General features: G+C 59.4%; 23 protein-coding genes. 11 read left to right on the forward strand and 12 right to left on the reverse strand.

The genetic code is table 11. From position 1 onward, the window contains the following. Positions 1-5: 5 nt before the first annotated feature. Positions 6-2,576, reverse strand: a complete 2,571-nt coding sequence (locus ACODTY_RS08420; RefSeq protein WP_488993835.1) for a GcvT family protein — start codon at positions 2,574-2,576, stop codon at positions 6-8. Between the two features lie 71 nt (positions 2,577-2,647). After that, positions 2,648-4,213: a trimethylamine methyltransferase family protein gene (locus ACODTY_RS08425; protein ID WP_488993836.1), complete on the reverse strand. Its 1,566-nt coding sequence runs from the start codon at positions 4,211-4,213 to the stop codon at positions 2,648-2,650. A 135-nt stretch (positions 4,214-4,348) separates the two neighbouring features. Here ACODTY_RS08425 and ACODTY_RS08430 point away from each other — a divergent pair, with 135 nt between their 5' ends. The 3 genes from ACODTY_RS08430 to ACODTY_RS08440 all read left to right on the forward strand — a co-directional run bounded on the left by ACODTY_RS08430 (position 4,349) and on the right by ACODTY_RS08440 (position 6,382). Next, positions 4,349-4,507, forward strand: a complete 159-nt coding sequence (locus tag ACODTY_RS08430; protein WP_488993837.1) for a capsid protein — start codon at positions 4,349-4,351, stop codon at positions 4,505-4,507. Between the two features lie 54 nt (positions 4,508-4,561). After that, complete coding sequence (locus ACODTY_RS08435; protein WP_488993838.1) at positions 4,562-5,941, forward strand: aspartate aminotransferase family protein; 1,380 nt, start codon at positions 4,562-4,564, stop codon at positions 5,939-5,941. Between the two features lie 81 nt (positions 5,942-6,022). Next, positions 6,023-6,382, forward strand: a complete 360-nt coding sequence (locus ACODTY_RS08440) for a hypothetical protein (RefSeq protein ID WP_488993839.1) — start codon at positions 6,023-6,025, stop codon at positions 6,380-6,382. Positions 6,383-6,705: 323 nt separating this feature from the next. Here ACODTY_RS08440 and ACODTY_RS08445 read toward each other — a convergent pair whose 3' ends face one another. Continuing rightward, positions 6,706-7,224 (reverse strand): outer membrane protein assembly factor BamE, encoded by a 519-nt coding sequence (locus ACODTY_RS08445; RefSeq protein WP_488993840.1) that lies wholly within the window; start codon positions 7,222-7,224, stop codon positions 6,706-6,708. Between the two features lie 121 nt (positions 7,225-7,345). Here ACODTY_RS08445 and ACODTY_RS08450 point away from each other — a divergent pair, with 121 nt between their 5' ends. From ACODTY_RS08450 to ACODTY_RS08480, 7 genes are all read left to right on the forward strand, one after another. After that, positions 7,346-7,882: a ubiquinol-cytochrome C chaperone family protein gene (locus ACODTY_RS08450; RefSeq protein WP_488993841.1), complete on the forward strand. Its 537-nt coding sequence runs from the start codon at positions 7,346-7,348 to the stop codon at positions 7,880-7,882. A gap of 12 nt (positions 7,883-7,894) precedes the next feature. Continuing rightward, positions 7,895-8,443 carry a YceD family protein gene (locus ACODTY_RS08455; protein WP_488993842.1) on the forward strand — a complete coding sequence of 183 codons (549 nt, stop codon included), beginning with the start codon at positions 7,895-7,897 and terminating at the stop codon, positions 8,441-8,443. A gap of 98 nt (positions 8,444-8,541) precedes the next feature. Further along, on the forward strand, positions 8,542-9,612 hold the full coding sequence (plsX, locus tag ACODTY_RS08460; protein ID WP_488993843.1) for a phosphate acyltransferase PlsX: 1,071 nt from the start codon (positions 8,542-8,544) through the stop codon (positions 9,610-9,612). A gap of 7 nt (positions 9,613-9,619) precedes the next feature. Next, positions 9,620-10,591 (forward strand): beta-ketoacyl-ACP synthase III, encoded by a 972-nt coding sequence (locus tag ACODTY_RS08465; protein WP_488993844.1) that lies wholly within the window; start codon positions 9,620-9,622, stop codon positions 10,589-10,591. A gap of 99 nt (positions 10,592-10,690) precedes the next feature. Continuing rightward, complete coding sequence (locus ACODTY_RS08470) at positions 10,691-11,014, forward strand: integration host factor subunit alpha (RefSeq protein WP_056243190.1); 324 nt, start codon at positions 10,691-10,693, stop codon at positions 11,012-11,014. Positions 11,015-11,210: 196 nt separating this feature from the next. After that, positions 11,211-11,753: a MerR family transcriptional regulator gene (locus ACODTY_RS08475; RefSeq protein ID WP_488993845.1), complete on the forward strand. Its 543-nt coding sequence runs from the start codon at positions 11,211-11,213 to the stop codon at positions 11,751-11,753. Positions 11,754-11,859: 106 nt separating this feature from the next. After that, positions 11,860-12,159: a hypothetical protein gene (locus ACODTY_RS08480; protein WP_488993846.1), complete on the forward strand. Its 300-nt coding sequence runs from the start codon at positions 11,860-11,862 to the stop codon at positions 12,157-12,159. A 50-nt stretch (positions 12,160-12,209) separates the two neighbouring features. On the opposite strand, the gene ACODTY_RS08485 is transcribed toward ACODTY_RS08480, so the two are convergent. The 9 genes from ACODTY_RS08485 to ACODTY_RS08525 form a co-directional block, all read right to left on the reverse strand. Further along, a complete protein-coding gene (locus ACODTY_RS08485; protein WP_488993847.1) occupies positions 12,210-13,166 on the reverse strand; it encodes an LLM class flavin-dependent oxidoreductase in 957 nt (318 codons plus the stop codon). A 92-nt stretch (positions 13,167-13,258) separates the two neighbouring features. Continuing rightward, on the reverse strand, positions 13,259-13,495 hold the full coding sequence (locus ACODTY_RS08490; protein ID WP_488993848.1) for a hypothetical protein: 237 nt from the start codon (positions 13,493-13,495) through the stop codon (positions 13,259-13,261). 18 nt (positions 13,496-13,513) lie between these two features. Next, entirely contained in the window at positions 13,514-14,527 is a 1,014-nt protein-coding gene (locus tag ACODTY_RS08495; RefSeq protein WP_488993849.1) for an ABC transporter substrate-binding protein, read from the reverse strand. Next, positions 14,520-15,329: an ABC transporter ATP-binding protein gene (locus ACODTY_RS08500; RefSeq protein WP_488993850.1), complete on the reverse strand. Its 810-nt coding sequence runs from the start codon at positions 15,327-15,329 to the stop codon at positions 14,520-14,522. The genes ACODTY_RS08495 and ACODTY_RS08500 overlap by 8 nt, the downstream gene beginning before the upstream one ends. Further along, a complete protein-coding gene (locus ACODTY_RS08505; protein ID WP_488993851.1) occupies positions 15,320-16,378 on the reverse strand; it encodes a FecCD family ABC transporter permease in 1,059 nt (352 codons plus the stop codon). Before ACODTY_RS08505 ends, ACODTY_RS08500 begins: the two co-directional genes overlap by 10 nt. Further along, positions 16,372-16,605: a hypothetical protein gene (locus ACODTY_RS08510; RefSeq protein WP_488993852.1), complete on the reverse strand. Its 234-nt coding sequence runs from the start codon at positions 16,603-16,605 to the stop codon at positions 16,372-16,374. Before ACODTY_RS08510 ends, ACODTY_RS08505 begins: the two co-directional genes overlap by 7 nt. Positions 16,606-16,733: 128 nt before the next feature. Further along, entirely contained in the window at positions 16,734-17,090 is a 357-nt protein-coding gene (locus ACODTY_RS08515; protein ID WP_488993853.1) for a DUF779 domain-containing protein, read from the reverse strand. Positions 17,091-17,261: 171 nt separating this feature from the next. Continuing rightward, positions 17,262-18,779 (reverse strand): aldehyde dehydrogenase, encoded by a 1,518-nt coding sequence (gene adh / locus ACODTY_RS08520; RefSeq protein ID WP_488993854.1) that lies wholly within the window; start codon positions 18,777-18,779, stop codon positions 17,262-17,264. 155 nt (positions 18,780-18,934) lie between these two features. After that, the gene (locus tag ACODTY_RS08525; RefSeq protein ID WP_488993855.1) at positions 18,935-19,897 is read right to left on the reverse strand and encodes a helix-turn-helix domain-containing protein; all 963 of its coding nucleotides are present in this window, start codon (positions 19,895-19,897) and stop codon (positions 18,935-18,937) included. A gap of 528 nt (positions 19,898-20,425) precedes the next feature. On the opposite strand from ACODTY_RS08525, the gene ACODTY_RS08530 reads away from it, so the two are divergent. Further along, the coding region (locus tag ACODTY_RS08530) for an FdhF/YdeP family oxidoreductase (RefSeq protein WP_488993856.1) at positions 20,426-21,781 on the forward strand (1,356 nt) is incomplete at its 3' end.

Genomic DNA, 21,781 nt, shown 5'->3' on the forward strand with positions numbered 1-21,781 from the left:
GGTGCTCAGTTGCGCATTTTCTCGCCGGTTGGATCGAACAGAGGCTCGACATTGATGTGTGCCGGGCGGCGATGGCCGAGGATTTCGATTTCGAACAACCCTTTGCTCTCGTTGTCGGCGAGTGCTGCCGGCACGTAACCTTGCGCCATCGACTTGCCTACATAGTGGGCGTAGCCGCCAGATGTGACCCAGCCAACAACGCGCCAGTCGCCATCGATGATGCCGCGCACGGCGGACGCGCCCTTGGCCGCCGTCGAACCGCGCACTTCCTTGCCAGCTTCATCGAAGCGCGGCGCGCCATAGCCGTGCGGCTTGTCCACCGTGCCAAAGTCCTTCGATACCTTGGCCCAGATCGGCTCGTCGCCCATCACGTCGGCATCGCCGGCATCGACAACGAAAGACGCGCGGCGAAGCTTCGGGCCAGCCTGCTGTTCCTTTGCTGCCGCTTCGCGGCCAATGAAAGCGTTCTTCTCCAGCTTGATGAAGCGATCCATGCCGCCTTCGAACGGTCCGTAGATGGGGCGAAGTTCGCGAAACCAGGTCGGGAAGTTCTTTTCCAGCCGCATAGAGAGCAGGGCGCGCATGCCGAAATCGACGATGCCGAATTCCTCGCCGGCTTGCTTGATCGCCTTGTAGACCAGCCGCTGATAGGCCGGTTGCATCCAGATCTCGTAGCCAAGGTCGCCGGTGTAAGTGATGCGATTGACCATGCACGGCGCACCGCCGACGGCCATTTCGCGGAAATCCATGAACCGGAAGGCCTTCGACGAAACGTCAACATCCGCCAGCTTCTGCAGCAGTTCCTGCGATTTCGGACCGGCGATGGAAAGGCCGACCAGTGTCTGGTCGAAGCGGTGGATGCGGACGCTGCCATCCTTTGGCAAATGCTTGCCGAACCAGCGCATGTGGTATCTGGCGGCGGCGGACGAGCCCCAGATCATGAAGCGGTCGTCGCCGGCCTTGGCTATGGTGAAGTCGCCGATCAGCTTGCCGAATTCGTTCAGCATCGGCGTCAACACGATGCGGCCGGTCTTCGGCATGCGATTGGTCATCAGGCGGTTGAGGAAATCTTCCGCGCCGGCGCCGCTCACTTCGTATTTGGCGAAATTGGCAATCTCGGTGACGCCCACGCGTTCGCGCGTTGCCCGCACCTCGTTACCGATGTGCTCGAAATCGTTGGAACGATGGAACGACACGATGTCCTTCGGTTCGGTGCCTTTCGGCGCAAACCACAATGGCGTTTCCAAACCCCAGCTATCGCCCATCACGGCATTGTTGGCGACCATCGTGTCGTAGAGTGGCGTTGTCTGCGTCGGTCTTGCAGCCGGCAGCTCCTCGTTGGGGAAGCGGATGGAAAAGCGGCGGGAGTAGTTCTCGCGCACCTTGGCGTTGGTGTAGCGCAGTGTCGCCCATTCGCCGAAGCGCGCGACATCCATGCCCCACACGTCGAAGCCCGGATCGCCGTTCACCATCCAGTTGGAGAGCGCGAGGCCAACGCCGCCGCCCTGGCTGAAGCCGGCCATTACCGCGCAAGCGCACCAGAAATTGGTCAGGCCCGGCACCGGGCCAACGAGCGGATTGCCGTCGGGGGCGAAGGTGAAGGGTCCATTGATGATCTGCTTGATGCCGGCCTTTTCGATGCCGGGGAAGTGTTTGAAGCCCACCTCCAGCGAGGGCGCGATGCGGTCGATGTCCGGCTGCAACAGTTCGTGGCCGAAGTTCCACGGCGTATTGACGGGAGACCATGGCTTGCACGCCTTCTCATAGGTGCCGAGCAATATTCCATTGCGTTCCTGACGCGTATAAATCTCGCCTTTGAAGTCGAGCACGCCGACCATTTCGCGGCCGGTGGCCTTGTTGAAGGCTTCCACTTCCGGCATCGGCTCGGTGAGCAGGTACATATGTTCCATGGCGAGCAGCGGCAATTCCAGGCCGACCATGCGGCCGACTTCGCGCGCCCACAGGCCGCCGCAATTGACAACATGCTCGGCCTTCACCGTGCCCTGTTCAGTCACCACGTTCCAGGTGCCGTCCGGCTCCTGCGTCAAATCCGTCACGCGGTTGCGCAGAACGATTTCTGCGCCGAGCTTCTTGGCGGCCTTGGAATAGGCAATGGTGGTGCCGGAAGGATCAAGATGGCCTTCCACCGGGTCCCACATGGCGCCAACGAAGTTCGTCTCGTCCATCAGCGGGAACATGGCCTTGGCTTCGGACGGCGTAATCAGTTCGGTATCCATGCCGAGATAGCGGCCCTTGGCGTGGGCGAGGCGGAGGAAATCCATGCGTTCCGGAGAATCCGCCAGCATCACGCCGCCGGTAAGATGCAGCGAACAGGATTGGCCCGAAAGCTCCTCGATCTCCTTGTAGAGCTGCACGGTGTAGGCCTGCAGCTTGGCCACATTGGGATCGCCGTTCAGCGTGTGGAAGCCGCCGGCAGCATGCCACGACGAGCCGGAGGTCAGTTCCGAGCGCTCGATCAACATGATGTCTTTCCAGCCGGCCTTGGCCAGATGGTACAGAACCGAACAGCCGACGACGCCGCCGCCTATGACAACCGCTTTTGCGTGAGATTTCATTTAGATAGATCCGAGTGTTTTGAATTTGAGTCAAAGGAAGGGCCGGCGGATGAAAAGCTCATCCCGCCAGTTTAGAAATCTGTAGGCGCGCCGCCTTCGGCCTTGCGCTTGGCAACGAAGGCATCAAGTTCTTCGCGAATGGCGGGGTCCATGTACGGTTCTTCGTAGCTGGCGAGGCGCTGCTTCCAAAGGCGGTTCGCGCGGTCGATCGCCGTTGGCCGGCCTGCTTCGGCCCAGGTCTCGTAGTTGCGCCAGTCTGAGATAATCGGAGAGTAGAAGGCGGTTTTGTAGCGCTCCTGCGTGTGCGCGGTACCAAAGAAGTGGCCGCCGGGGCCGACAGAGCGGATCGCATCGACGCCCAGTGCATCTTCGGACAAATCGAGCGGAGTGAGGAACTCCGCGACCATCTGCAAAAGATCGATGTCCAGCATGGTCTTTTCGTAAGAGCAGCTTAGGCCGCCTTCCAGCCAGCCTGCCGCGTGCTTGATGAAGTTGCCACCGCTCTGGATGCAGCCCCACAATGAAAACACGCTTTCATAGGCTGCTTGCGCATCGACGGTGTTCGCTGCGCAGACGTTCGAGGTGCGGTAGGGGATGTTGTAGCGGCGGGCGAGTTGCCCACCCACAAGCTGCGCCTTCATGTACTCCGGTGTGCCGAAGGCTGGCGCGCCCGACTTCATGTCGACATTCGACGTGAAGCCACCATAACCGACCGGCGCTCCCTTTCGCACCATCTGGCTAAATGCGATTGCCGCAAGAGCCTCGGCATTTTGCTGCACAAGCGCGCCGGCTACGGTCACAGGGGCCATCGCACCCGCCAGAGTGAAGGGCGTGACGACGACAAGTTGCCCATGTGATGACATCTGAATGATGCCTTCCATCATCGGAATATCGAGCTTGAGGGGCGAGTTCGTGTTGATGATCGTGAGCACGGACGGCTCCTGGACGAACTGCTCCTTGGATACGCCGCGAGCGATGCGCGCGATTTCCATGCCGTCCACGTTGCGTTCCTTGCCCAGCGAATAGCAGTGGAACACCTTGTCGGTGAGTGTCGCAAAATCGCGCAGGCACTCGAGGTGGCGGATTGATGGATGGATATCGACCGGCTCCACCGGATAACCGCCGGTCACATGCAGGATGTTGTGCATCTGGCCGAGTTTCACCAGATTGCGGAAGTCCTGATGATTGCCGGGGCGACGTCCACGATCAACGTCCGAACAGTTAGGCGCCGACGCCATCTGGGCGAAGATCAGGTTGTTGCCGCCGAATTGCACATTGTGCTCTGGGTTGCGCGCATGCAGCGTGACCTCAGAGGGCACTGAGGCGATGAATTGCAGTATCATGTCGGGGTCGAAGCGTACGCGCTGCGAACCTTCGCTCACCTCCGCGCCGTTTTTCTTCATGATTTCACGCGCTTCGTCGTGCAGCACTTCCACGCCGATTTCCTTCAATACGCGAAGGGAAGCGAGGTGAATCGACTCCAATTCGTCATCGGAGATCAGTTTGGTCGGCGGGAAGGGGATTTTGAGTTGGCGAAAGGGCTGCTGCTCGAAACTTCCCGCGCCGCTGGCCCGTTTGCCTGCTCGGCCGCCTCTTCTAGCTGTTGCCGGTTCGGCAGGATGTAGCGCGGCAGTCATGGCAGTCCTCATTACATAAGCGATTGGGGCCATAATGGACCGGCTGTCGGATGGTTATTGCGGAGGCGGCGACCACTAGGGCGAACAAAGCGACATGGCTTTTGGTCGGCTTTGCCGCTCTCTCACCATGCTTGAATGCATTGGCACCTCTCGGCTACACTGGCCGGCATGAGTGTGGTCAGCATCCAGCCCGGAAAGCTTATGATTGCCGCAACGCCCTCGTTGCGTACGCGTCATACCGAGCTTTTGCGCCTGTGCGCCCGCATCGGCTATTCGCCGCCTTTCGACCTCTGACGATCCGCCCCGGCACTCGGCTGCCGGAACGATTTGAAGAGGAAAGGCCTCGAAATGACCTATCAAAACTACTCGCTGAAGCAGCTTCAGCAGATCGACGCACTGCATCACCTGCATCCGTTCACCGACCACAAGGAACTCAGGGCCGCAGGTTCGCGCATCATCACGCGCGCCGAAGGCCCTTACATCTACGATTCCGAAGGTGCCGAGATCCTTGACGGCATGGCTGGCCTTTGGTGCGTAAACGTCGGCTATGGCCGTGAGGAGCTAGCCGAAGCCGCCTACAAGCAGATGAAGGAACTGCCCTACTACAATTCATTCTTCAAATGTTCGACGCCGACACCGGTTCTTCTCGCCAAGAGGCTTGCGGAAATCGCACCGAAGAACGTCAACCAGGTGTTCTTCGGATCATCGGGTTCTGAGGCTAACGACACCGCGTTGCGGCTTGTTCGCTATTACTGGATGCTTGAAGGCAAGCCTGAGAAGAACCGCATTATCTCCCGCAAGAACGCCTATCACGGCTCGACCGTTGCCGGCACCTCGCTCGGCGGTATGGACGGGATGCATAAGCAGCTTGGCGGTGCGGTGCCGAACATCGTCCATGTCATGATGCCATATGCCTATGAACTGGCATTGCCCGGTGAAAGCGACCATGATTTCGGCCTTCGCGCAGCCAAGGCGGTCGAGGATGCAATCCTCGAGGCCGGGGCCGAGAATGTCGCGGCCTTCATCGGCGAGCCGATCATGGGGGCAGGGGGCGTGAAGATCCCTCCGATGAGCTACTGGCCGGAAGTCCAGCGCATCTGCCGAAAGCATGATGTGCTTCTGATGCTGGACGAGGTCATCACCGGTTACGGCCGCACGGGCGAATGGTTCGCGGCCCAGTCATTCGGCATCGAGCCCGACACCATCACCACTGCCAAGGCGTTGACATCCGGATACCAGCCGTTGTCGGCGCTGTTGGTCGGTGATCGTATCGCCGCGACGCTGGTCGAAAAGGGCGGTGAGTTCGCCCATGGCTACACCTATGCAGGACATCCGGTTGCCTGTGCCGTGGCCTTGGCCAACCTGGAGATCATCGAGAAGGAAGGACTGGTCGAGCGTGTGAAGTCCGACACCGGCCCTTATTTCGCGAAGGCGCTGCAAGAGCGCATTGCCGGGCATGCGCTGGTGGGAGAAGTCCGTTCTTTCGGCCTCATGGGCGCGATCGAGATCGTCAAGGACAAGGCGACCAAGGAGCGCTTTGCGCCTGCAGGTAGTGCTGCCGTTGTCGTTCGCGATCACGCCATCGCCAACGGCATGATGTTGCGTGCCACAGGCGACACCATGATCCTGTCCCCGCCGCTGATATGGACGCGCTCCACCATCGACATGGCTTGCGAGCGTATTGGCAAGGCGCTCGATCTGGCAGCAAAAGACCTGCACAAGGCCTGATGTCATCTTCTTGTTGCGGCCGGCTGGAACGAATGGCTGGCCGCAACGTTGTCTGCCGCTTGATCAAGCGAGGGATACCCAATGCTCAAGGCAATCGTCGGCTCCGGACTCCCTGCCGGTGCGCAGAATTTCATGCTGGCACCGTGGGTGGTCGCTCTACGGTTGCCGATCATGGCGGCCGAAGCGCAAAGGGACACTGGGTGGAGTGGCGAAACCATGCGCGCCGCTTCCGAAAAGATGACTGCAGCTTTCGAAGGCGCGCTGGCGGCGCAACTTTCCCTGTTTGGCTCAACGCTCACTTTCTGGCCGCAGGTGCTTGCAGGCCGCTCACCATCGACAGTTACCCAGATCGCGCTCAAGCGTGCTACGGAGGCCGCCATTCGACCGGCAAGCCGCAAGGTTAAGGCAAATTTCCGACGTCTGTCACGTCGATCGTCCTGATCGAGGCTCCAAAACGCAAAAACCGCGCTCCTTTTGGGAACGCGGTCCTGCCAGATACGCATGGTGTTTCGCTACAAAGCACTTGCGAAACGTACTAGTCTTGCGGGCTCCGGTACGCGAGACCTGATCCGGAGCGCCGGGCGGATGACCGCCTCGCAACCGGTTCTACAGGCACATCGTTACCGCGCGGTTATCGAGAGCTTAAGCAAACCTAAATTTGCGGTGTTTTTCGTGACTTAGCGGAAATATGTGCCCAGCCGTCAAATGATGAAAGGCTCGCCGCACCGGCGAGCCCTTCTGAAGCTGATACCTAGAAGTCGGGGTTAACCGCCGAGGAGGTTGCCAACCGAACTGGGGGACATCTTGCCGGCGCCGCTGATGATCTGCGCCAGGAAGTTCTGGTCTTTGCCGCCTGTCGGCGTGGTGCGGGAAATGAAGTCAAACACCTTGCCGTCCTTGAGGCCGTAATTGGCGATATTGCTGACGCGACCATCCTGGCCGAAATAAACGGCGAGAACGCGTTGATCGACCAGCTTCGGCTTGGCGAAAGCGACCGGACGCTCACGGGTCTGGGAGATGTAGTAAAAGACTTCGTTGTCGAAGGTCGCCGTTGTCGAGGGCGTGCCAAGCGCAAGCAGCACTTGTTCGCGGCTGGACCCGACCGGCACCAGGTCAAGCGATTGCTGGTCGACGACATAGCCCTGGTGCAGCGTGTCTCGTGGATTCAGGTCGCCAACCATCTTCGAGGTGTTGCAGGCGGACAAGGCCGCAGCCGCCACCAGAAGCGAGGCGAACTGGGCGGGGCGCAACGAAAACGTCGACTTGAATTTCTGCACGCGCAACGACAACTCCATCCAATCAGCCTTGCACGCCGCTTGCGCGGAGTGGCAAAAGCGGTAAACCAGCTTTGCCGCCGATGCAACACGGTGTCCTAACAAACAAGGTCCCGGGAGACCGCCTCCGATGTTCCAGCGCCTGTTCGGCCGCGAACGCCAAGCCAACCGCGCAATCACCGAGGCGCTGTACGGTCAAATCGTGGCAGCCGCGCGGCAGCCGCTGTTCTATTCGCACTGGAATGTGCCGGATACGCCGCTGGGGCGGTTCGAGATGCTTTCGCTACATATGTTCCTGTTTCAACATCGGGTGCATGGCGAACAGGGCATTGCTGCCTCCATCGCGCAGATCCTGATCGACGAGTTCTTCCTGGACGTCGATCATTCGCTGCGTGAGCTGGGAATCAGCGATGTCGGCGTTCCCAAGCGGATGAAGAAGCTGGCAAAGATGTACTATGGCCGCACCGCAGCCTATGCCGACGCACTCGAGCGTTCCGATGAGGTCGCGTTGATCGGTGCGCTCAAGCGCAATATCGCGCCGGATGTACAGGATTGGCCGGAGGCGCCCCTTCTGGCTGCCTATATAATGAGTGCGGTTGGCCATCTTGCCGCGCAATCGTCCGATTCCATTTGCAATGGCGAGATGACTTTTCCGGTAGCTGCCTGAAAGAACGTTGCCATGAAGCATGAAGATGCAAAAAGCCCGGTTTCATTCGAAGTGCACGTCGCCCGATTGCCAAAAGACGGGTTGCCGGTGGTGTTCGAGGCGGATCAAGCTCAGCGCGAGGAGCTCGCCAAGGCGCATGGTTTGAGTTCCGTCGAGGCCTACAAGACGGATTTGCTGGTGACCGCGTGGAAGCGCCATGGGGTCAAGGTAACGGGCACGGTTGAGGCAAATATCACGCAGGAATGCGTGGTATCGCTGGACCCGATCGAGGCGCACATAGAAGAGGACGTCGAGGGGTTGTTCCTCCCGGCTGATTCGAAGCTAGGCCGGCTCGGCTTCGATGGCGGCGGCGAAATTGTCATCGATGCCGATGGAGCAGACAGCCCGGAACTGTTTTCAGGTGATACGATCGACGCTGGAGAACTCGCGGAACAGTTCTTTGGCCTTGCTATCGATCCTTATCCGCGTAAACCCGGCGTCTCACTCGACACATCGGGTGACAATGCGGCCGAAGAAACCGAATTCCAGAAGAAGCTGCGTGAGGCCCTTGGAAAATCCTGAAACGACCCCTTTGGACGAATGTCGGTTGTGCGCCGGGCCAAAAACGCTATTTTCGCCGAAATTCAATGCGGCCAAGAGAATCGTGAGCTAGTCACCGCGTGATAACAATTTCTATCGATGCCATGGGCGGCGACCACGGTGCGAGCGTGGTTATCCCTGCACTCATGACGGTCGCGACACGGCGCACGGATATCCGCTTCATCATCTACGGCGACGAAGCCATCGTACTTCCGCAACTGGACAAGTTTCCCAAGCTGGCCGCTGTCAGCGAATTCGTGCATTGCGAAGTCGCCGTCAAAATGGATGACAAGCCAAGCCAGGCCCTGCGGCACGGCCGCTGGAAGTCGTCGATGTGGAAGGCCATTGAAGCCGTCAAGACAGGTTCCGCGGATGCCTGCATATCTGCCGGCAATACCGGTGCGCTGATGGCGATGGCGAAATTCTGCCTGCGCACCATGGCAACCATCGATCGGCCAGCTATCGCGGCCATCTGGCCAAATCTGCGTGGTGAAAGCGTTGTTCTGGATGTCGGTGCGACCATTGGGGCGGATGCGCACCAGTTGATCGATTTCGCCATCCTGGGAACCGGCATGGCGCGTTCCATCTTTGGCATCACCCGACCCACGGTCGGCCTGCTCAATGTCGGCGTCGAGGAAATCAAGGGGCAGGAAGAGGTCAAGGAGGCGGGGCGCATGCTGCGCGAAGCCGATATGGCGTCGATGGATTATCGAGGCTTTGTCGAGGGCGACGATATCGGCAAGGGTACCGTCGATGTCGTGGTCACGGAAGGTTTCTCCGGCAATATTGCGCTAAAGACTGCAGAGGGAACCGCACGCCAGATTGGTGGCTACCTTCGAGCCGCCATGAGCCGAACTCTCATGGCCCGTATCGGATATTTCTTTGCCAAGGGCGCGTTCGACCTGCTGCGCGAGAAGATGGACGTAAGCCGCTCCAATGGCGGCGTCTTTCTCGGACTGAACGGCATTGTGGTGAAAAGTCACGGTGGCGCCGACTCGTCGGGGTTTGCAGCGGCAGTCGAGCTTGGTTATGACATGGTCCGCAACCGGCTTCTGGACCGGATCGAGGCCGATCTCGACCTGTTCCATGCGCGCAACCCGCATAAGCCGGCAACAAGAAGATCGGTCGTCGAAACCGGCGAAGAAGGATAGGTACGCTTTGATCAGGTCAGTCGTGCGCGGCATAGGCGCTTCGTTGCCCCGCCGCATCATGAAGAACGCCGATTTTGAAGGCATGGTCGAGACGTCCGATGAATGGATTGCTCAACGCACCGGCATCCGTCAGCGCCATATTGCGGCCGATGACGAGACAACCGCTTCGCTGGGCGAGGCTGCAGCGCGCGCCGCGCTCGCCAATGCCGGCCTGACACCTGCCGATATCGACCTGATTGTTCTGGCGACATCGACGCCCAACAACACTTTTCCGGCGACTTCTGTCGAGATCCAGAACCGTCTCGGCATGCGGCACGGCTTCGCCTTCGACATGCAGGCGGTCTGCTCCGGCTTTGTCTACGCCGTGACCACTGCTGATCTCTACATTCGCGGTGGGCTTGCCAAGCGGGTGCTTGTCATCGGCTCGGAGACATTTTCGCGCATTCTCGACTGGAGCGACCGCTCGACCTGCGTGCTTTTCGGTGACGGGGCAGGTGCCATTGTATTGGAAGCGGCCGAAGGGGCGGGCTCAATCGACGACAGGGGCGTGCTTGCGGCCAGCCTGCGCTCCGATGGCGAACACAAGGATAAGCTCTTCGTCGATGGCGGCCCTTCGACGACTGGGACCATCGGTCATCTCAGGATGGAAGGCCGCGAGGTGTTCAAGCACGCGGTCGGCATGATCACCGATGTGATCGAGGCGGTGTTTTCCCAAGCCGGCGTCACTGCCCAGGATATCGACTGGTTCGTGCCGCATCAGGCCAATAAACGAATTATTGACGCTTCGGCCAAGAAGCTTGGGATTGCCGACGAAAAAGTGGTTGTGACGGTCAATCTCCACGGTAATACCTCTGCTGCGTCTGTGCCGCTTGCGTTGTCGGCAGCCGTCGCAGACGGTCGTATCAAGCGCGGCGACCTTGTGTTATTGGAAGCCATGGGGGGCGGATTTACCTGGGGTGCGGTCCTCGTGCGCTGGTAAATTCCAAGCGTCGCAGTCGGTCCTTGACCTTTACGGATCAATTACTTAGGCTCCGCCGTCGCTTTATTGAATGATGTTTTGAGCTGATGGGACGGTCGGATGGGGGGAAAGACACTTACGCGTGCTGACCTTGCCGAGGCTGTTTACCGCAAGGTTGGCCTGTCGAGAACCGAGTCGGCCGAACTCGTGGAAGCTGTCCTGGACGAGATTTGCGAAGCCATAGTGCGCGGGGAGACGGTAAAATTGTCGTCTTTCGCCACTTTTCACGTGCGTTCGAAGAATGAACGCATTGGTCGCAATCCGAAAACTGGTGAAGAAGTTCCGATCCTGCCGCGGCGGGTGATGACATTCAAGGCTTCCAACGTGCTCAAGAGCCGCATTTTGCGTTCTCATCAGAACAGCAAGAGCAAGGGCGGCAAATAAGCCCTGCGTGCCGCTTTGAATGAAGCGGCGGTTGAAAAACCTGTCCGGCTTTTACGGCAGGCTTGAATATTGCCCTGCAAAGGATTGAAATAAGATCAGGTTCGCGGAGCGCCGTGCCTGTCTGTCGATTCGCATTTGCGTGACTTCTACCAGATCGGACGCCGTCGCCGCTGAACGTGCATAGCGAGGACTGGCCATGGACAAGAGCCCTGATGCCTTCCGCACCATCAGCGAGGTGGCTGAGGATCTGGATTTGCCGCAGCACGTGCTGCGCTTTTGGGAAACGCGCTTCAATCAGATCAAGCCGATGAAGCGGGGTGGCGGCAGGCGCTACTACCGGCCGCAAGATGTCGACTTGATCAAGGGCATCCGCCATATGCTCTACGATCAGGGCTACACGATCAAAGGCGTGCAGAAGCTTCTGCGTGAAAACGGCAACCATTTCCTCGTCGCCATCGGCAATGGCGACATGGCGGCTGTTGAGGCCATTGCCCAGCGCAAGCAAGCGGACGCGGTGGCGTTGACACCGGCAGCCCAACCGCGCGCCCATGATGATGAGATGCTGGTGGGCCAGCCTAAGGTGAAGCCGAGCCGCCGCTTCTTCGGAATGGGCAAGGCCGAAGACGATGGGCCTGTGCAGTCTGACGGTGGCAAGCTCTCTCGCGACAACCGCGCCCTGTTGCAGGAGGCATTGTTCGACCTTCTGGAATGCAAGCGCCTGCTGGATCAGGTCCGGTAGGCTTCGCGATCAAGCGTCGTCGTTTGACCTGACGAACGCTTCAGGGAACGAAAGATAGCCAGCCTCGTTGGACTTCCTTGTTAGTTGATAAGGAAGGACGAACCGCATGGTATTTTCATCAATCCGCGATATCGATCTCGAAAAACAGGTTGCGAGCCTGTCGAAAGAGCTCGCAGCTCTAAAAAAGCAGATGTCCAGGCGAGGTGGCACGCTCTATGCCGATAGTCGCGACGCCGTATCGGACTATTATTCCGACATCGCCGAAAGCATGAGCGACCGGCTTCCCGACCTGCAAAAGCGGGCGCGTGCCATAGAGGGGACAGCGCGGGAGCATCCTGTCGCAGCGGCGGCTGTCGGATTTGTTGTTCTTGGGCTTTTGGCAACTCTGCTCTTCAGCAGGCGGTGACGCCAAGGCGCTCTGCGTATTGCGGCGGGGGCGGGCAACTGTGCTTCTTGCTATCCCAACTGCGGGCGTACTTCCCTTGCAAGCAGGGTCAGGGACTTCTTGAGAAGCTCTAGCGGCAGGTAGCCAAAGAATGCGGCCAAGGCATTCAGGTAACCGACGCCAAACTGCTCCCGTAGGTTTAGGATTTGGCGCGCGCATGTGTCTGGCCCGCCGGCTATGACCATCTTCGCATAGAAGTTTTCGGGCTCAAGATCTTCTTCCGCCACGACATTGTTGCGCTTGGCAAGGCCAATGCTTTTCAACCGAGTGGTCAGCTTGAGGACTGTTTCCCACAGTTCCGCCTTGGCGCTTTCGTCGCTGTCGCTGACATAGACAAACCGGCCAAACGGAATTTTCGACGCGTCACCGCCCGCCGCCACATAGCTCTGCATTACCGGTGCGATGGAGGCGAGGTTGTTGACGCCGTGGCAGATGATGCGATGACCTTGCCGTGCCGCCCAGACAGCGGTTTTCGGCGTGTACGTGCCAATATAGATCGGCGGATGCGGGCGTTGGATCGGCTTCGGCTGGAAGGAGATCTGGTCTGCACCGATTTCAATGGCGTTTTCGGACCACGCGTCCTTCATCAGTTTCAGGCTGGCCACAAAGCTTTCGTGTGAGGTCAGTTCTTCAGAAATGCCGAAGGCGGAAAGATAACGAGGATTTGCCCCGCGCGAGACGCCGAAATCCACCCTGCCGTCCGACAGGACATCGAGGCTCGCAAGCTCTTCCGCAAGGCGAAGCGGATGATGCATCGCCATTAGCAATACCGAAAAGCCGACCCGGAGCCGGCTTGTTCTGGCAAGCATCGCGGAAGCCAGGATGAGCGGCGACAGGCAACGGCGGCCGTCGGCACCGCCGCCGGCTCCGCCCTGGAAATGTTCTTCGTTCAGCCACAGGGCATCGTAGCCAAGGGTTTCGATAAAGCTTGCGAGATCAAGCAACTCCGAAGTGGAAACCGATTCCAAGGCGCCGCTGCACCCGGAAAGCCCAATCCGGAAGCGTTTGTGATCTCCCGCCATGTCCGTCACCCAAAAATCTTCGGCAATCGGGCCGCGGCTCAATACCGATGCAGCACCTCCAGATCATGGGCGGTCGCGAATGCTTCGATCCGCTGCCCCTGATCCGGAAACTGCTTGTGGTCCCAATCGATCCGCCATTCCTTATGGGTCTCGTCAAAATAGCCCTCGGGAAATGCCTTCTGGAAAAGCTTGGCCAGTTCGCCTTCGCGCGGAATGCTGAAGGCGTGGCTGGGCTGCTCTTTGTCGAACTGGTGCGGATAATTGGCGTGGTGCATCGTACGCTCCTTCGCTTCCTAGCTGCGCCCGCCGGCAAGGATCGCCTCGACCTGTTCGTCGCTCAGGTCCTTCTTGAAGAAGTTGCCGTAGAAGCCCTTCACTTCCGCCACCAGTTCGGCATGCGGGAACAGGTCGGGGTGGAATTCGCTGGCAGCCCAGAGAACGGTCAGAATCTGTTCGACGGTGCGATTGCCCCAGGTATGCGCACCCATCGGCGTAACCAGGATCTTGTCGTTCTTGACTGCATCCAGTTGCGACAGGGTCTCGTTGGTCTTGAGGGCTTCGATATGGGAAGGATCGGACAACACGATGTAGTCCGGATTGGCACCGATTACCGCCTCCGTCGTCAGGGTCAGCACTTCTTCTGAACGACCGTCGTCAGTCACGCTGCGCGCGCCGCCGGCTTTCAACCACCACTCGGCGACGATGTGCGGCTGGGTCATGTTGCCCGGATTGATGTAAAGCGCTGTCGGCCTCTTATCCTGCGGCAAGGTGTCGATCTTGGCGGCGATGCGCGCCAGCGTTGCGTCGAAGTACTGAGCGTACTGCTCGCCGATCTCGGCGTTGCCAAGCAGGTCGCCTACCAGTTTGACGCCGGCCTTGACGTCATCCGGTGTCTGGATGCGCAGCAGGACCGTGGGCACGCCGCTCGACCCGAGGATATCGGCGGTAGATTTCTCGAAGCTCAACGCGACATCGGGCTGGGCAGCAAGGATCTTTTCCACGTCCGGCGCGTAGTTGGAATCCTGCAACTCGGGTCCGGTCTTGAGTTGAGGAGCAAATTCGAACTGCCATGCCCAGCGCTTGGGATTGAAGCGGGTGGGCAGGCCCTCGGCCAAAGTGTCCGCCTTGCCGACGGCAAAGACGAAGCTGTTGATCACCGGCACCGAGCCGATCGTGATGACACGTTCGATCTTGTCAGGAACGGTTACGGTACGCCCGGTCATGTCGGTGATATCGCGGGCAAAAGCACTGCCGGCGAGCAGCACTGTTCCCACTGCGGCCAGAAGCCCGATAACGAGTTTACGCATTTTCCAAATTCTCCGATTGGTGTTGCGACAGGATCGGCACGCAAGCCCGCGTACCGTCACTTTCTTCGAGGATGCGCACCTGCACGCCGTAAAGGTCGGACAGGAAGCGCGACGACAGAAGCGAATGCGGCGTTCCAACGCCGAAGATGCGGCCCTCACGCAAAGTCAGGATTTGCGTGCCGATGAGCAGGGCATGGTCGGGATGGTGCGTGGTCATCAGCACCGCGTAGCCATCCCTGGCCAATGAGGCGACGATATCGAGGATCCTGATCTGGTTACCGAAATCGAGGCTTGCCGCCGGTTCGTCCATGATCAGGATGCGGGCTTCCTGCGCCAATGCGCGGGCCAGCAGGCAAAGCTGGCGTTCACCGCCGCTGACCGTCGAAAACTGCCGGTCGGCCAGATGGGCAATGCCGACGAGGTTGAGTGCGCGCTCGGTGATTTCGCGATCGCGGACGCCTGGAACTTCGATCATGCCCAGATGCGCGGACCGCCCCATCAAGACGATGTCCCTGACCAGATGCCCGAAGACCGAGTTGGTGCTTTGGGGGACGTGGGCAATCTTCGATGCAAATTGCCGCGTGGTGAAGTTGCGTGCGGGAAGACCGTCAATGGTCACCGCGCCGCCCGCTATGGGCAGTGCGCCCATCACGCATCTTATCAGCGTCGTCTTGCCTGCGCCGTTGGGACCAAGAACACAAACGACGTCCTTGGGTTTAAATTCAAAGCTGATGTCGACCAGGCTGCGCTCGCCATGGGGAAAACTGAAAGCGAGGTTTTCGACCTTCAGCGTCACGACCACGACACCTTCGTACGGAGCAGGAGAACGATGAAAAGCGGTGCGCCGATGACGCTGGTAACGATGCCGAGCGGCAATTCCATCGAGCTTGCGGCGCGCGCGAAATTATCGACCAGCAGGACGAAAAGCGCGCCCGATACGATGGCGACCGGCAGCATGCGGTCAAAACTCGGACCCACAAGCATGCGCGCCATATGGGGCACGACCAGTCCGACCCAGCCGACGATTCCCGAAATGCTGACCGCTGCGGCCGTCATCAAGGTAGCCGTCAGAACCAGCATGATGCGCGTCAGGCTGACGTTCACGCCGAGATTGCGGGCTTCTTCCTCGCCCACGCTCATGACGTTCACTTGCCAGCGCAGTGCATAGAGCAGCACCAGGCTTGCACCGATCATCGCCGCTGAAACAGGCAGGTCCGAAGGCGTTATCTTGTTGAGACCACCCAATAGCCAGAAGGTGATGACCGGCAGCACATCGACCGGATCGGCGACGATCTTCAGCACTGAAATCAACGCCTGGAAGAACGCCGCGATGACGACGCCGACCAGCACGAGCACAATTAGCGAATGCCGGTTGATGGCTTGGCCGATGGCGAAGCACAGGGTCACTGCAATCAGGCCGGCAACGAACGCCGAGGCCTGAATTCCAAAGGCGCCGATGTTGAGCATGACGGCCAGCGATGCACCGAATCCCGCTCCTGCCGACACTCCAAGAATGTCGGGCGAAACGATGGGATTGCGAAACAGGTTCTGGTAGCCGGCGCCCGCGGCGGCCAGTGCTGCCCCAACCAGCATCGCCGCGCAGATACGTGGCAAGCGAACGTTCATGACGATCAACTCGTCAGCGTTGCTCCAGTCCTGCGTTACCGGGGCAATCTTCGATAAAAGGATGGCGATGACCCGATCCGGTGCTATCGAAACCCGGCCCAGGCCGATCGACAATACCGCCAACGCGACGAGAAGCGCCAACAGCGCACCGAGCACGGCCCACTCACGGCGCGCCGCTGCCCGCCTGCCATCCGCGATGCTGGCTAGACCTGTGCGTTCTAGCATTTATCGATGTGAGTAACGGCGACTCCATTCTCGGCGAAAAAGGCTTCAAGGCGGGCATTAGATTCCGCGTAGGTTCCCTTTTTCCACACCATGCGCCATTGCCCCGCTGACTCGTCATATCGAGCAGTGGGGAACGAAGTCTGGAAACGCTCTGCAAGCTTTTCGTCCTGCGGCATATCAATAACGTGCAATTCGCACATTTTGGTCAGTACGACAGGTTTGGACATAAGGCGTGCTTCCTCCATCAATGTATTTTTTTATATATAACGATGGAAGTGAAACACAGCTCCGCCGGACAGGCAAGAAGCATTCTGCAGGGTAAGGGTGCTACAATGCACCGCAGAGAAACGGCGCGTTAGCTGCCAGGTGCGGCGCAAATCACGGAGCGCGTGAGGAACCGCTTTTCGCGGCCGTTATCCAGCGAGAACATGCCACCCCGTCCGGGCACGACATCGAGGATGAGGTCCGTATGCTTCCAGGCCTCGTATTGCGATTCACTGATATAAACCGGGGTGTCGCCGATGTTGCCCAGCAGCACATCCCGTTCGCCTACAATGTAGTCGCTGCGCGGATAGCACATGGGTGAGGAACCGTCGCAACAGCCGCCCGATTGATGGAATAGCACGGGGCCGTGGTCGGCGATGATCTCGTTCAGGAACTGCATCGCTTCGGGCGTGGCAGTGACTTTGTCGAGGACAAGGCGATCGGACATGGCATGTCTCCAAGAGGTCCGCGCCGCACGTAGTTGGCCAACGGCGGGAGGGTTCTCAGGCTTTCGAGTTCGGCTGGTTCGCAGCCGATGGATGACTATACGAGCTCAATTCGGTTGGGAAATGCCCTGCGACCCTCTTGATGGGCAAAGAGGGTCGCAGGGATATTCTGCTTAGAAGAAGCCGAGCTTCTTCGGGCTGTAGCTCACCAGCATGTTCTTGGTCTGCTGGTAGTGGTCGAGCATCATCTTGTGGTTCTCGCGACCAATGCCCGACTGCTTGTAGCCGCCGAACGCTGCATGCGCCGGATAGGCATGGTAGCAGTTTGTCCATACACGGCCTGCCTGGATGGCGCGGCCGAAGCGGTACAGACGGTTGGCGTCACGGCTCCAGATACCTGCGCCCAAACCATAGAGCGTGTCGTTGGCAATCGAGAGCGCGTCGGCGTCGTCCTTGAAGGTGGTCACGGACACGACCGGTCCGAAGATTTCTTCCTGGAAGATACGCATCTTGTTGTTGCCCTGGAAGATCGTCGGCTTGACGTAGTAGCCGCCGGCCAGATCGCCGGGCAGATGGTTCTGTTCGCCACCTGTCAGAACCTTGGCGCCTTCCTGCTTGCCTATGTCGATGTAGGACAGGATCTTCTCGAGCTGTTCACTGGAAGCCTGCGCGCCGATCATGGTGGCCGGATCGAGCGGATCGCCCTGGATGGTCGCTTGAGTGCGCTTGACGGCACGCTCCATGAACTTGTCGTAGATCTTCTCATGCACCAGCGCACGGCTTGGGCACGTGCAGACTTCGCCCTGGTTCAACGCGAACATGACGAAGCCCTCGACCGCCTTGTCGAAGAAGTCGTCGTCTTCGGACGTCACGTCCTGGAAGAAGATGTTGGGGCTCTTGCCGCCAAGCTCCAGCGTTACCGGAATGAGGTTCTGCGAGGCATACTGCATGATCAGCCGCCCCGTCGTCGTTTCACCGGTGAAGGCGATCTTGGCGATGCGGTTGGAGGAGGCCAGCGGCTTGCCGGCTTCCAGGCCGAAACCGTTGACGATGTTCAGCACGCCATCGGGAAGCAGGTCGCCGATCAGGTCGGCCCACAGCATGATGGATGCCGGTGTCTGTTCGGCGGGTTTCATCACGACGCAGTTGCCGGCTGCGAGAGCGGGCGCGAGTTTCCAGCACGCCATCAGGAGTGGGAAATTCCAAGGAATGATCTGGCCGACGACACCCAGCGGCTCGTGGAAATGGTAGGCTATCGTGTCGTGGTCGATTTCGGAGATGGCGCCTTCCTGTCCGCGCAGCACGCCGGCGAAATACCGGAAGTGGTCGATGGCCAGCGGCACGTCGGCAGCCGTGGTTTCGCGGATCGGCTTGCCGTTGTCCCAAGTCTCGGCCAAGGCAAGGAGGTCGAGGTTTTCTTCCATGCGGTCGGCAATGCGATTCAACAGCAGGGACCGCTGGGCGGCGCTGGTCTTGCCCCAGGCATCCTTGGCCTTGTGTGCGGCGTCTAGTGCCGCCTCGACGTCCGCGGCATTGGAGCGGGCGATTTCGCCCAGCGGGCGGCCGGTCACCGGCGAGATGTTCTCGAAATACTGGCCGGATTTCGGAGCGACCCATTTGCCGCCAATAAAATTGTCGTAGCGTTTGGCAAAGGGAACCTTGGCCGTGCGGGAAAATTCAACCTTGTTCATGTGGGCTCCTCCCATGAAGCGCGCCGCACCTCGCGGCGCTTCCGAAATGGAGCGTTGTTGAATTCCGTTTGTGTGTCAGCCCAGGGAGGCAAAGCCAACCATTCGGACTGTCGCAATGTTGCGACAGTCCAGACAATCGAGTCGTCAATCGGGCTTTAGTGCGCGCGGCGAATGCCAAACCGAATGAGTTTGCGATGCAATGTTGCGCGCGAAATGCCGAGACTGGCGGCAGCGGCCGACACGTTGCCATCAGCACGCGCTAGCGCTCTTTGCAGAACGCCGCGCTCGGCATCAGTGAGGCCTTCACATTCGCTCATGCCAAGCAAATCTCGTGCGGGCAGGGGCTTCGACAGCGCTTCGGGCGTGAGGTTGAGAGCCAGCCGCGCCGACCGCGTCGCGCCGACTACGAGATCGTCGGCATCCACCGCAATCATCGCGCTGGCGCTTCTATCGGTCCCCGGCGCCAGCATGATCCGCGCACCGGCAAAGGCAGAGCGGAAATTCTCAGCCTCGATGCTGCGGGCAGCATCGCCCACCGCCATGGCAATCAGTTGGACAAATCCTTCCGTGAGGTCTGCCCGGCACGATGACACATCGAGCGCTGCTGCAAGATTACCCTCGTGATCGTAGATTGGCGCTGTGGTGCACGACAACAGCGTGTTGCGCGAGAAGAAGTGCTGATCGCGATGGATGGTGAGAGCCCGTTGCTCGGTCAGGCAAGTGCCGATTCCATTGGTGCCTTCGCTGTCTTCGCTCCAGATGGTGCCCGTCCAAAGGCCCCACTCTTCGAACGTATCGTCATCGACGACAGACCCTCTGCGCTCGACGGGAACACCGTCACGGTCGGCCAGCAACACGCAACAACCAACGCCGCCTACCGCCAGATAAAGGCGGTCGAGCGAGTTCTGCGCAGCATGCAGGAGCAAACCGATCCGTTCGCGTGCTTGTGCAAGTTCCGCCTCTGACAGTCGTCGGGGTGCTTGCCGGGTAGTGGGGTCAAGATGATGAAGTGTTGCGGATCGTCGCCATGAGGCGACGAGCGCGGACTTCGCTGCGGCATTGGATTCGATTGCCGTTTGTATCTTGTCTGCGTGCTGAGCGAATGTGGGTGCGCTCATTCGGCTCCTCCCGAACTTGCCTTCCTCTTCCCAAAGAACTTGTCATCCGTATCACGCACTTTGTGCCCGCAAAGTGCGCACTCGGCCTTCGTAGCCTGACGGTTCGCGATGTAGGGCTAATCCGTTAGATGCGAAGAAATATAACGTGCTTCACGCTCGAAGTATAGCACCCGGATATTGGGCAGAGGTCTGCGCCCTTGGCATCGGCAGAGGCACATGCCGTCATGGCAATCGCGGGCAGGCAGAACAGGTGAGCTGAGGAATGATATGAAATTCCTTTCATATTATATATTTCGATATCTCGGTTCTAATTGATCAAAAATGCGCAAATACTTGAAAAATAACTCATATTTACGAGAGTTATACCTCGTACTATCTATTTCCTTGGAACGTATGCCTCCTGCCGTAGGGCTCTGACCCGCCGGAAGTGGGCCCATATACCGAGACCATTGCCCCTGTGTTTTTGGATGAAGTTGCCCTCGCATTAGTGGGCGAACCCGGTCCGTATTGCGACGAAGAGACTAGGACATGGCCACAGTTTTCATCGGCAAAAAATCTTCCGCTGCGGGTGGTTGGGGAGCGCTCAAGAGCTGCGGCAAGCGGCTTCTGGAGAGCGGATCGCCACTTACGAGCGCCCGCGCAATGCTCAAGGCCAACCAGCCTGACGGCTTTGACTGCCCCGGCTGCGCCTGGGGCGATCCCGAGCATGGGTCCTCATTCGAATTCTGCGAGAATGGCGTCAAGGCTGTCGCCTGGGAGGCGACGGAAAAGCGCGCCACGCCTGAGTTTTTCGCTGCCCATACCGTTTCCGAACTGCGTGAGCAGACCGACTACGAGTTGGAGCTCAACGGTCGCCTTACGCATCCCATGCGCTACGACGCGGCCAGCGACCGCTACCTGCCCGTTAGCTGGGATGACGCCTTTGCCGAAATCGGCGCGATCCTGCAAGGCCTCGACAGCCCTAACCGCGCCGAGTTCTACACGTCAGGCCGCGCCAGCAACGAAGCTGCCTACCTCTACCAGTTGTTCGTTCGCATCTACGGCACCAACAATTTCCCGGATTGCTCCAACATGTGCCACGAAGCGAGCGGGGTAGGGCTGCGCCACTCGATCGGCGTGGGCAAGGGTACGGTTCTGCTGGAGGATTTCGAGGAGGCCGATGCCATCTTCGTTATCGGCCAGAACCCTGGAACCAACCACCCCCGCATGCTGGGGGATCTCCGGCGTGCGGCCATGCGCGGCGCTCGCATCGCCGTGTTCAACCCTGTGAGAGAGCGCGGACTGGAGCGCTTCTCCGATCCGCAGGACAAGATCGAGATGATCCGGGGCGGTTCGCAAAACATCGCCAGCCACTACTACCAGCCGCGTCTCGGCGGCGACATGGCCGCGGTCCGCGGCATGAGCAAAGCCGTTCTGGCGGCAGAGGATGCAGCGGTTGCGGCTGGCCGGCCTTCGATCCTTGACCATGCATTCCTGGCCGAGCATTGCGTCGATTTTGCAGAGTACCGCGTCGCCGTTGATGCCACGAGTTGGGAGCAGATCGAAGACCAGTCTGGCCTGACGCGCGAGCAGATCGAGGAAGCGGCGGATGTCTACATCAACGCCGAGCGTGTGATCTGCACATGGGCCATGGGCGTCACGCAGCATCTGCATTCCGTCGTCACCATCCGCGAGATTGCGAACTTCATGTTCCTGCGCGGCAATGTCGGCCGGCCGGGCGCTGGCTTCTGCCCGGTGCGGGGACACTCCAATGTTCAGGGCGATCGAACGGTTGGCATCAACGAGAAGCCGCCGGCGGCCTTCCTTGATGCACTTGAGAGAGAGTTGGGTGTCAATGACCGCGGAATCGGGACCCTTTTTTTTCATGTAAAAGGGACCCCGGTT

This window comes from Mesorhizobium sp. FG116, from assembly GCF_057809835.1.